The following is a 10,745-nucleotide window of genomic DNA, read 5'->3' as shown; positions in this document are numbered from 1 at the left end:
TTAGCTGACTACACTCAGTCTTTCATTGATAATAGTGCCCAGGTCCTTGTCGTGTAACTCATCTCCGATGATGACCAGGCTTGTTTTACGTGTCTCACCATCTTTCCATTTACGATCGAAATAGTGATCGAAACGGTTGGATACGCCCTGTAGTACCATCCGCATAGGCTTACCGGGAATATCTATGAATCCTTTTATGCGATAGATCTCATGTTCTTCAATCAGCTCCTTCAACACTTCTACCAGTGTTTCCGGTGTATGCGGTGCATGAATATCTACTACTACGGAATCAATATCATCATCATGATGATGTTCCAGGCCATTGGCGTGATCTTCTTCATGATGGGAGTGACGGCTGTCCAGGTCATTTTCTGCGGCTGCATTTACACCTAAGAGGATCTCTGCGGACAGTACACCGTTAGCCGCAGCCACCATCTTCACATCCGGGCGTACTTTACCTGCGATGATAGTTCTTACTTCATCGTATTTCGCTTCATCTACCAGGTCTTTCTTTGTCATGACTACCAGATCGGCGCATGACAACTGGTCTTCAAACAGTTCTTCTATCGGTGTTTCATGATCCAGGGAATCGTCTGCCAGTCTTTGTGCCTGTACGCGTTCCCTGTCGCAGATCTCACCGGTAGCCTGTCCGACTACATCCACCACCGTTACCACTGCATCTACTGTTATCTGTGGTTTCAGCTCCGGCCAGTTAAAAGCATGCAGCAGAGGTTTAGGTAATGCAAGTCCGGATGTTTCAATGATAATGTGATCGATAGTGTCTTTACGTTCCATCAGCTGCAGCATTACCGGGAGGAATTCTTCCTGTACGGTACAGCAGAGGCAACCGTTGTTCAGTTCAAGTACGTCTTCTTCATTAGAACAGCAGGATTTCAGTATCTCGCCATCTATGCCCATTTCGCCGAACTCGTTGACAATAACAGCCAGTCTGCGGCCATTGGCATTTTGAATAAGGTTACGGATCAGCGTTGTCTTACCGGAACCGAGAAAACCTGTGATGATAGTAACAGGAATTTTTGTTGCCATTGTGTATCTTTTAAAGTGTATAATATTGGTGCTTGATTGTTACTCTACGGTTTTCTTTTTCTTATACAGGAACAACTGCCACTTTTCTTCCGCCACACCAGCTTTATCCATCTCCGCCCTGCTCAGGATGAAGAATAGATCCGACAGGCGGTTGATGTATGACAGGATGTAATCGTCCACTGTATCTACTTTCATTAAAGTGACCAGCAGTCTTTCTCCTCTGCGCATCTGTGTTCTTACTACATGACATAGTGCAGATATTTCATTACCACCGGGTAAGAGGAAGTAGTCTGACTTTGTGGTGATGCCTGCTTCGAGCGCGTCGATCCACTGTTCGCAGAAGCCGGGGCCATCCTCGGGTTTAGGATTAGGGTTCTCCTTTTTGCAGTCAGACGGGCGTGCCAGGTGAGACATCATGTCCATCATATCTTTCTGGATCTTGTGCAGGTTGGGTTGCCATTCGTGGTCTGCGCCCAGTTTTGCGCGTAGCAGCCCGATAGTGGAGTTAACCTCATCCAGTGTACCGTAGCAATTCACCCGTACATCGTCTTTATACACCCGGCTGCCGCCGAAGAGTGCTGTGGTGCCTTTATCTCCTTTCCTGGTATATATTTTCATGTGTTGATTATTTCAGGTTGAATGTGTAAATGCCTCCGTAATCCACTTTCTCCATCATGATCTGGTTGAGTGGAATACCATTGAACAGATGCATGGCGGCGCGTATAATACCAGCATGGGTAATGATCACTATACGCTGATGTTGTTTAGCCCGTACATCTCTGACGAAGGCTGTAAACCTGTCAACTAAGAGCTGCAATGACTCTCCATTAGGAGGCGCGAGATTGATATAATCTGCCATCCAGGGATCCAGTTCATCCCTTGGTATATCATTCCATTTCCGGCCTTCCCAATCGCCGAAGTGTAGTTCCATCAGGCGATTGTCGGTAATGGGAGTGGCAGTGATCGCCTGTGCCAGCAGCCTGCACCTTGTCAGCGGACTACTGTAGACAGCGTCATATTCCCGCGGCAGGAGAGAGATGATCTCTTCATGCAATGCATCATAATCTGCAGGCAAGGGAACATCTGTCTGTCCGTAGTTGGTGCCTTCCGGGAAATCCGGTTTAATATGCCGTACTAGATATAATTCCATATTGCCAGTATGCCCATGTAAAAGGTGATCTCATTCAGTTGTTGTGTAGCCCCGAGGCAATCGCCGGTATATCCATTGATCCATTTGAGGAAGAAACGGGCCAGGTATAAAGTCAGCAATCCGCAGGGGAGCACGACAAGCAATAACAGGTAAGAGTAATGGAGCGCATATGTCAACAGCAGTAATGGTATCAGTCCGGTAACCAGCGCTACAAGAAGACCCGGCAAGCTGATCTTCGTAGCCAGTGGTTTGCTTTTGGCGGTGGCATCATCTTCTCTTGCATATTGCATGTACCTCAGGAAGAATACCGGCATGGTACGACTAAAAGCGTGTGCGGCAATATATAGCAGGCAGAATGCTAACAGGTGCGTGTTGATCATGAGCAGCGCCAGTTTTGCCAGCAAGCATATCTTGAGGAGTAATACCACGATGAGTGCCACGACACCAAACGCGCCGGTACGCGAATCTTTCATGATCTCCAGGATACGCTGTTTTGTCCACCCGCCACCAAAGCCGTCAGCTACATCTGCCAGGCCGTCTTCATGGAATGCGCCGGTGACGAGTAGTGTGGCAATGAGGGAGAGTATGACTGCGGTAAAGATGTCCTTAAACAGACTGTGCGCAGCGGCAAAGCAGGCAGCGCCTATGATACCCACTATGATACCTACCATAGGGAAGTAACGGCTGGACCTGTTCAGGTCAGCTGTATTATGGTCAATACCTTTGGGTACAGGTATCCGGGTAAAGAACATCAGTGCTGTGAAGAATATGCGGACCTCCTTTTTCATGCGTCTACTTTGTTGGATACGCCGGCAGATTCAAAGCTGGCCATTTCATTCAGGAAATTCACGGCTGACAGGATAATGGGGTAGGCCACAGCGGCGCCTGTTCCTTCTCCTAAACGCATGCCCAGGCTCAGTAAAGGTACAGCTTTCATGTGGCTCAGCATGAGGTGATGACCCTGCTCGTTCGACTGGTGTGTGAAGATGCAGTAATCAAGTATATGTGCACTCATTTTGGATGCCACCAGCAGTGCAGAAGTGGAAATAAACCCGTCCACCAGGACGATCATGCCCGACGCTGCTGCCTGTAACATAGCACCGCACATCATCGCGATCTCAAAACCACCGAAGGTACTTAGTACGTTTACAGGGGTCTTTTCAATGTTCTTATGGCGGACCATTGCGGCAGTAATGATCGCTTTCTTCCTGGCCAGTCCTTCATCATTCCATCCCGTTCCCCGCCCGATGCACTGCTCCAGTGGTATATCACAAAGCAGGCTCATAATAATGGCAGCAGAAGAGGTATTGCTGATGCCCATCTCACCAAAGCCGATCACGTTGCAACCTTCCTGTTGTATCTCGCGGACAATGGCAGCGCCTTTTTCCATTGCTTCCTCACATTGTACCTGTGTCATAGCCGGTTCATGCAGATAGCTGTTGGTGCCCATGCCTACTTTCGCATGTATGAGACCGGGATGCTGATTGAAATCAAAGTTAACGCCAGCGTCTACTACTCTGATCTCCATACAGTTCTGCCGGGTAAATACATTGATACCTGCTCCGCCCTGCAGGAAGTTAAATACCATCTGATAAGTTACTTCCTGTGGGAAGGGACTGACGCCTTCTTTTGCTATACCATGATCGCCGGCAAAGACAACAATAGTGGGCTGGCGTAATGCCGGGGTGAGTGTCTGTTGTACAGCGCCCACCTGTAAGGCGATCTTTTCCAGCTGCCCCAATGAACCATGCGGCTTGGTTTTGTTATCTATCTTTTGTTGTAGCGCGGCTACAATGTCTTTATTGACCGGTGAGATGTTGAATGTTGCCATATGAAGTGTCTGGTGATTGGTTATTTTAATGTGAGTGGCAGACCTGATACCAGGAGGGTTGCCTTATCTGCCCGTTGTGCGATATACTGGTTCATCCAGCCCTGCAGGTCGGCAAACTTCCGGCCTCCCTCTGTAGAGGCGTGTACGCCCATGCCTATTTCATTGGAGATGATGATCAGGTTGAAGTCTTGTTGTATAAACGCATCAAACTCCTGCTTTACCTCAGCTAGTGCCATATCTACATCGTAGTTGTTGTCTACGAAGAAATTGGTGAGCCATAAGGTGACGCAATCCAGTACGACTGTTTTGTTTGCCAGCTGTAACTTACTGATGTCTTTTTCTTCTTCTATATTCTCCCAGCGTGTATCCCGGCTCTGCTTGTGTAACAGGATACGGGCTTTATGGTCATCATCCCAGATGCGGGACGTGGCAAGGTATACGGGGTGTTCCGACAGGAGTAGTGCCTGCTGGACCGCGTAGTTTGTTTTGCCGGAGCGTTGACCGCCTGATATGTAATGAATCATTCGATGATGAATTTTATGTTTATGGGTTCGTTCGTTGTTTGCCCGCGGTGTCGTATTGATGCGTTTCCGGGGTTGAAACCCCGCGCTACAAACACGCAGCTCCTAACGGAGCTGATCGGCGGGGATGGCAGCGTTTTGTTGCATATGCTGGTATCCGGCGCCGATGGACATTGCCAGTTTTTCAGCTAATCCCAGTCTTACAAAGCCGCTCTCATTATCAATGATGGTCGTTTGTTTAATAACTGTCAGGTACTGTTTGTAAAACGTTACCGCTTCGCGGAATGGATCATCTGTGCTGCCGGTATTGATCTTTCCATCGGTGAAAATATAGAGCGTGACATGTTCGCGTATGTTGCTCTTCAGCAATTGACTGATCATGCCAAATCCTGCCCTCATATTTGTCTTTCCTCCGGTGGTCAGTTGTGACAATGCCTTGATCAATTCTTCTACACCTAATGTAGGCGCCGATAGTAATTCCGCATCTCCATTGTTCAGGGCCACTGCGGCATATTTTATTCGCTTTGTCTTATAACGGGCAATGGTTTCAGCGATCAGTCCTTTGATGTAGGCAATCTGCCTGTCCTTTATCATAGACCCGCTGGAATCTATCAGAAAGAAGACATGCATAGCAGCCTTTGACTGGTGACGCTTGTGCCTGATCTCTACCTTATCATGTGTCAGATAGTATTTTACTGTTTCCAATACATCTGGCTGTGCAGATGGTACAGCAGTCTTTTGTTGCTTACCTTGCCGGGGAAGAGGCACTTTTAGTGTGATCCCTTTCCTTGCATCGGCAGACCGTGCCTTCAACTGCACATATTGTTCTGTCTTTGCCGCCTGTAACAGGTATTTCCTGCTGTTACTCAGTTTATGCGGATCCTTATCGAGTCTCCCTCCTTTTCTTCCCGCGGAGATTGACTTTCCCTTTGCTGCGGAGTATTTTGTGTGGAGGAATAATGTTTAGAACGATGAGACAGTACGAAAGGCATTACCCTGTGAATGTCATCAGTAGAGACCTCCTTTTTGCCATAGAAAGCAGCATGCGCTCTGGCTGCTTTCAGTAGCAGGATGTCTGCACGAAGTCCTTCTACCTGGTATTGGATACAGGTGTCAGCTATATTGGCGAGGATGATATCTGAGTAGGAGACCTCTTTCAGCTGCTCTCTTGCGTACATGATCTGTTGCACCAGTTGCTGTTCCTGCGCGTCATATTTCTTAAGGAAGGCAGGTGTATCAGTATCAAACTGTAGGCGACGGTTAATGATCTCCATGCGGTCCAACCTGTCCATAGGTGTTTTTACTGTTACACTCAGTCCGAACCTGTCCAGCAGTTGCGGACGTAGTTCGCCTTCTTCAGGATTCATGGTGCCTACCAGGCAGAACTTACTTTCAAACCATTTGGATATTGTATCCCGTTCAAGGTGATATCCTCCGCTGGCAGCAGCATCCAGCAGTACATCCATGAGGTAATCATTCAGGAGATTGACCTCGTCGATATAAAGGATACCCTGATTGGCAGCAGCGAGGAGGCCCTGTTGTACTTCCGTTCTTTTTTCGTTAATGAGGATGTCCAGTCTGATGGTACCCAGTACCCGGTCTTCCGTAGCGCCGATAGGCAGATTGACGAACGGGAAGTCCGTGATGCTGCGTTGCATCAGTTGGCTGAGCCCTCTTACCGTAGTGGTCTTGCCCGTGCCTTTATCGCCCAGTGCCAGTACGCCACCCAGTCCCGGATCTATCATACAGAGTATGAGGGCCAGTTTAAAGTCTTCCTGTGCATATATCGCTGTAAAAGGAAATGATCTCATCAGCAGGTCTTTATTGGTTAAGCGAAACTGTTATAGATCCAGAGGCAGCCGACGCCAATGGAGAAGATGCCTACAACAGCGTTGAGCGATTTAAAAGCAAGCTGGTTACGTTCTATAAATCTTGACACTGAGAAGGCTAGTACACAGCTGTAGGTGGTCATAGCCACCACGATACCGACACTCTGCAATACAATGATGCCGATAGCAATGCCGGTACTGCTGGATGCCATGATCAATGCAATGGCGCAGGCTCCCCCTGTGCCGGCCAGTCCATGTAACATACCTACCCAAAAGGAACGGCTTAGGGGATTCATGGCGATCTCCTGTCCCTGTTTGCCGTGAATGTGCAGCGCGTTGTTGATATGCTCATGTTCGGCGAATACCTTATGTGTAGCCATCATCTGTTTCAGTTTGTGATTGCGGCGGATGGCGGATATCCCCAGCCAGATCATCACGGGACCAACCACCATTTCTGCATAGGAGGAAATATCCAGTGGCAGGGCGGACTTCAGCAGCAGGGCAAAGCAACTGAACAGGATCAATGAAGTGGAGTGCCCTAGTGCCCATTGGGAGGAACGCCAGATCAGTTTTGAAAGCCCGATCCTGTTGTTCGCCTTTTCCGATGCCAGCACAGATACGGCTGCCATATGGTCTGGTTCGAATGAGTGCTGGATGCCCAGCAAAATAGAATCTGTAAATAAGTATCCGATCATATTAAAAAGTTAGAATAGTATCATTTGCGTCAATCAGCAGGAGCTGTAGCTGCACGGCTGGCACCAGCGGTGCGCAGACCGCATAACAGCGTGCGGCCAGTTCCCGGAAAAAAGATTCCTGTTCATTGAAGGGGAACAGTTCTGTTAGTCGCCGGGCCATGTTCAGCTCCAGTATCGGCTCACATTGTTCTTCGCTATAACCGCAGTCCCTGGCCAGTGAATAGATGAACTGTTTATCCCAGCTCGATTTCCCGCTATGGGTATCCAGTTCGCCCTGGGCCAGTTTGGCGGCTTTCCCCAGCATGATACCCATGGTCACCCTTTGCAGGGGAACAGAGCGGATCTTTGCCAGCGTTTCTCCGATCCAGTTACCGTACTGGATAAAGGCAAACTCCGGCAGGTGATGAAAGCGTTTCCGGAGGATGTTCTCTGAACGGCCGCCGGAATTGATAACGATCTCCCCGCAGTTGTTGGCCAGCGCCACATCAATGCCCTGCGTGATGCTGGCGATGTAGGCGGAGGAACTGAAGGGCCTCACGATACCGGTCGTGCCTAATATGGAAATGCCTCCTAAAATGCCAATGCGGCTGTTTAAAGTTTTTTTGGCTATCTCAGTGCCACCCACTACGAAAACCTCGATATTTACCCCCTTATTGAGCGAATAACGGTGTGTCAGGAATTGGACTGCGTCTGTCATCATTTTCCTGGGTACCGGATTAATGGCCGGTTCTCCCACACTAATTGCCAAACCTGGAAGAGTGACTACCCCAACGCCTTCTCCACGGAAGAACCTCACTTCGGGTGTATCATTGAACCACACCGTACAGCCAATAGTCGCGCCATTGGTTACATCCGGATCATCTCCTGCATCTTTTACGGTGGTGCAGGTAGCCTTGTTTGTACTAAAGGTGCAGGAACTCATCCGAAAGGTGACTTTCTCACCCAGCGGTAGTGTAATCTCCACTTCAGTCACCGGTTCCTGTATGATCAGTGACAGTAGCGCTGCCTTTGTGCAGGCAGTTGCACATGCGCCTGTTGTATACCCTTGTCTTAAGGGACCTTCAGGTACCGGTTGCAGGCTCATGACAACACCCTATTGATCCCAGCCATGAGTGAAACTTCATCGCTGACCGGTATGAACGAGTCCGGCAGGGCAGGACGTTCAATGATCAGGATGGGAATATTACTTTGCAGGGCTGCCTGTATTTTGGTAGCCAGGAAACCGGATTCTCCACTTTCCTTTGTCAGGATACAGTCGATGTTGTATTGCCCGATGATAGCCAGTTCCTGTTGCAGATCATCTCCCGGCATCTCCTGTATCAGGTTCCCCCTTGGAAAGCCTGCCTGTTCCGCCAGTGCCAGGGAACTTTCCCTCGGCAGTATGCGGAAGATGGTATCATGCTTTTTCCAGTAATCGGCCAACGGTGCAATGGTCTGCACACCTGTTAATGCCAGTAGTCGTTTTACCGGATGCTGTTCCAGCCAGGCCAGCGCTTCTGCGTAAGAAGCGCAATACCTGATAAGCGGATGTTCCTGCCTGTCCGGATAACTTCGTTCAAACCGAAGTACTGGTAGTGACAATGCCTGTGCGCCTTCATGAATGGTGGCATGCAGCAGGGTGGCAAACGGGTGACTGGCATGAATGATGGCCTTGATGGCATACTCTTTACAGAATATCTGTAGTTTTGCTGCTGTTAAGGCCCCATGCCGGTACCTGCCATATTCGCCCGCCTGGAAATCAATGCTTGTTTTGGTGGAATAGTAATAAGGGCATGCGGCCTTTTCCAGAATGCCTGCCACTTTTTTACCTTCTGTTGTTCCGCCAAAGACTAAGATCATTTAGTTTGTTTTTATCGCTTTTCCTGTTCTGAAAGTATGCTTCCAGGCAGGATTGTATAAATATGAACGGTTCTTTCTTGCTCCGATGGCTACGCCTACAATCACCAGTGTAGTCAGCGTCAGTTTATGATCACGTACGATCTGTGCCAGGTCTTTCAACTGTCCGGTATAGATCTCTTCATCTTTCCAGCTTACCCGGTATAATACTGCTACCGGTGTTTCAGGATCGTAGTGCTCCAGCAATTGTTCCTGTACTGACTTTGCAATGGTAGCACTGAGGAAGATGCACATAGTGGCTTTATGTTTCGCCATTTCATTCAGCTTCTCGTGTTCAGGTAGCGGTGTCTTACCTGCACCACGGGTCAGGATGATAGTCTGCACCACCTCTGGAATCGTGAATTCCGATTTCAGGCTAGCGGCTGCTGCCTGGAATGAAGAGATGCCAGGTACAATAAAGTAGTCCATGCCTTTCTCGTCGAAGATGGTCATCTGTTCCTGTATCGCACCGTAGATACTTGGATCACCGGATTGTAGTCTTACTATCAGGTGCCCTTTTGCATAGTGCTCTTCCATTAAGCCGATCTGCTCTTCCAGCGTCATGCTGGCAGAGTTCCTCACAATCGCTTCTTTCTTTGCATAGTGTGTGATCTCTTCCGGGATCAGGCTTCCAGCGTATAAGATCAGGTCTGCTTCTTCCACCAGCTGTTTGCCTTTAAGGCTAATCAGCTCCGCATCTCCCGGACCAGCACCTACAATGGCGATCACTGCTTTGCGGATAACTTGTCGATCAACAGCAATAGCAATCGTATGTTTCTTACCTGAACTAACAGTGATCTTCTGTTTCTCCAGCAACAGTTCTTTATTCCTGGACAATAGCATCGCTGATGCCTCTGATACGCTATGTACGCCCAGTTTGGACATCACCACTTCGGATGGATTAAGAACAGTTTGTGTATTCAATTCATCTGCCGGATAAGTAACAAAGGGAACCTGCAGTGCTTCAGCCAATGCAATGAAGGCTGTTTCATCGTGTTTTACATCAATAGAACCAATGGCCTTGATAGATTCAATAGGCAGGTGTTGTTGCGCTAACTGCTGATATACAGAAGCCTCCAACAGGTCTGTTTCTATATCACGCGAGCAACCCATCCCGATATTCAATACCGGTGGATGGAAGTATAACACGGGTATTGTGACCGGATATTTTCTATAGGTCACAGCAATTAGTAACGCATACTTTGACAGGTCTGCCTGATCAAGATCGTAAAAGACATCCACAAAGGCCGGCAGCGTCTTTTCAAGATGAGCCGTGCCCCTGTCTTTGATGTCGAGCAGCAGTGCTGTCGGTTGGTTATTGACAAATAAGGAAATAATGCTGTTCATGTCCTGGCTGGTGGCCGACTTCCATCCAAACTGTTCTGCCAGTGTATCCAGCGACCAGATCTCCTGCAGGTCGCTGCTGGTAGTAATCACCGCCTGCGCACCAATAGCGGCGGCCAGTTTTCGGGTGATGTCATTGGCTCCGCCGATATGTCCGGACACCACCGACTGCACAAACAGACCGCTGTCGTCCATATTGATGACGGCAGGATCTTCTTTTTTATCCTGTAAATAAGGGGCAATACTCCTTACACAGATACCCAGCGCGCCGATAAATATCAATGTATCAAAGGTGTTGAAGTTCCCTTCGAGGAAAGAGGCAATACTATTAATATGTGTGGCCCGCTCATGATGACGGGTGCTGACTAACAGGGACTTTGGAAACTCTGTCCTGATCCTGTTGCCTAATGCAACACCGCTATCTGTACTGGCTATAATAACTGTCTTACTCAT

General features: G+C 48.6%; 12 protein-coding genes. All 12 read right to left on the bottom strand.

The window, feature by feature from the left end; all coding sequences use genetic code 11:
• Nucleotides 1-1,047 carry a cobalamin biosynthesis protein CobW gene (cobW, locus tag BLR32_RS07450; protein ID WP_089830207.1) on the bottom strand — a complete coding sequence of 349 codons (1,047 nt, stop codon included), beginning with the start codon at nt 1,045-1,047 and terminating at the stop codon, nt 1-3.
• A gap of 39 nt (nt 1,048-1,086) precedes the next feature.
• Nucleotides 1,087-1,665: a cob(I)yrinic acid a,c-diamide adenosyltransferase gene (locus BLR32_RS07445; RefSeq protein ID WP_089830204.1), complete on the bottom strand. Its 579-nt coding sequence runs from the start codon at nt 1,663-1,665 to the stop codon at nt 1,087-1,089.
• 7 nt (nt 1,666-1,672) lie between these two features.
• Nucleotides 1,673-2,197: an alpha-ribazole phosphatase family protein gene (cobC, locus tag BLR32_RS07440; RefSeq protein ID WP_089830202.1), complete on the bottom strand. Its 525-nt coding sequence runs from the start codon at nt 2,195-2,197 to the stop codon at nt 1,673-1,675.
• The gene (locus BLR32_RS07435; protein ID WP_089830200.1) at nt 2,182-2,985 is read right to left on the bottom strand and encodes an adenosylcobinamide-GDP ribazoletransferase; all 804 of its coding nucleotides are present in this window, start codon (nt 2,983-2,985) and stop codon (nt 2,182-2,184) included. Before BLR32_RS07435 ends, cobC begins: the two co-directional genes overlap by 16 nt.
• A complete protein-coding gene (gene cobT / locus BLR32_RS07430; RefSeq protein WP_089830198.1) occupies nt 2,982-4,028 on the bottom strand; it encodes a nicotinate-nucleotide--dimethylbenzimidazole phosphoribosyltransferase in 1,047 nt (348 codons plus the stop codon). Before cobT ends, BLR32_RS07435 begins: the two co-directional genes overlap by 4 nt.
• 20 nt (nt 4,029-4,048) lie before the next feature.
• Nucleotides 4,049-4,552, bottom strand: a complete 504-nt coding sequence (locus tag BLR32_RS07425) for a bifunctional adenosylcobinamide kinase/adenosylcobinamide-phosphate guanylyltransferase (protein ID WP_089830196.1) — start codon at nt 4,550-4,552, stop codon at nt 4,049-4,051.
• Between the two features lie 102 nt (nt 4,553-4,654).
• On the bottom strand, nt 4,655-5,368 hold the full coding sequence (locus tag BLR32_RS07420) for a vWA domain-containing protein (protein WP_089830194.1): 714 nt from the start codon (nt 5,366-5,368) through the stop codon (nt 4,655-4,657).
• Nucleotides 5,369-5,415: 47 nt separating this feature from the next.
• Nucleotides 5,416-6,360, bottom strand: a complete 945-nt coding sequence (locus tag BLR32_RS07415) for a magnesium chelatase ATPase subunit I (RefSeq protein WP_089830192.1) — start codon at nt 6,358-6,360, stop codon at nt 5,416-5,418.
• Nucleotides 6,361-6,377: 17 nt separating this feature from the next.
• Nucleotides 6,378-7,073, bottom strand: coding sequence for a hypothetical protein (locus tag BLR32_RS07410; RefSeq protein WP_089830190.1), 696 nt, complete (start codon nt 7,071-7,073; stop codon nt 6,378-6,380).
• Between the two features lies 1 nt (nt 7,074).
• A complete protein-coding gene (locus BLR32_RS07405; RefSeq protein ID WP_089830189.1) occupies nt 7,075-8,157 on the bottom strand; it encodes a cobalt-precorrin-5B (C(1))-methyltransferase in 1,083 nt (360 codons plus the stop codon).
• Entirely contained in the window at nt 8,154-8,912 is a 759-nt protein-coding gene (locus BLR32_RS07400) for a precorrin-6A/cobalt-precorrin-6A reductase (RefSeq protein WP_089830187.1), read from the bottom strand. Before BLR32_RS07400 ends, BLR32_RS07405 begins: the two co-directional genes overlap by 4 nt.
• Entirely contained in the window at nt 8,913-10,745 is a 1,833-nt protein-coding gene (cobM, locus tag BLR32_RS07395; protein WP_089830185.1) for a precorrin-4 C(11)-methyltransferase, read from the bottom strand.

It is taken from the genome of Chitinophaga filiformis, from assembly GCF_900102545.1.
In the GTDB taxonomy this organism is placed as follows: domain Bacteria; phylum Bacteroidota; class Bacteroidia; order Chitinophagales; family Chitinophagaceae; genus Chitinophaga; species Chitinophaga filiformis.
Note: the sequence above shows the minus strand (reverse complement) of the source record. Positions and strands in the feature narration are given on the sequence as shown.

Excerpts from the sequence above, each read along its gene's own strand:
- cobM (WP_089830185.1), bottom strand. The coding sequence starts at position 10,745 with ATGAGTAAGACAGTTATTATAGCCAGTACAGATAGCGGTGTTGCATTA.
- BLR32_RS07415 (WP_089830192.1), bottom strand. The coding sequence starts at position 6,360 with ATGAGATCATTTCCTTTTACAGCGATATATGCACAGGAAGACTTTAAA.
- BLR32_RS07435 (WP_089830200.1), bottom strand. The coding sequence starts at position 2,985 with ATGAAAAAGGAGGTCCGCATATTCTTCACAGCACTGATGTTCTTTACC.
- BLR32_RS07400 (WP_089830187.1), bottom strand. The coding sequence starts at position 8,912 with ATGATCTTAGTCTTTGGCGGAACAACAGAAGGTAAAAAAGTGGCAGGC.
- BLR32_RS07405 (WP_089830189.1), bottom strand. The coding sequence starts at position 8,157 with ATGAGCCTGCAACCGGTACCTGAAGGTCCCTTAAGACAAGGGTATACA.
- BLR32_RS07410 (WP_089830190.1), bottom strand. The coding sequence starts at position 7,073 with ATGATCGGATACTTATTTACAGATTCTATTTTGCTGGGCATCCAGCAC.
- cobT (WP_089830198.1), bottom strand. The coding sequence starts at position 4,028 with ATGGCAACATTCAACATCTCACCGGTCAATAAAGACATTGTAGCCGCG.
- BLR32_RS07425 (WP_089830196.1), bottom strand. The coding sequence starts at position 4,552 with ATGATTCATTACATATCAGGCGGTCAACGCTCCGGCAAAACAAACTAC.
- cobW (WP_089830207.1), bottom strand. The coding sequence starts at position 1,047 with ATGGCAACAAAAATTCCTGTTACTATCATCACAGGTTTTCTCGGTTCC.
- cobC (WP_089830202.1), bottom strand. The coding sequence starts at position 2,197 with ATGGAATTATATCTAGTACGGCATATTAAACCGGATTTCCCGGAAGGC.
- BLR32_RS07445 (WP_089830204.1), bottom strand. The coding sequence starts at position 1,665 with ATGAAAATATATACCAGGAAAGGAGATAAAGGCACCACAGCACTCTTC.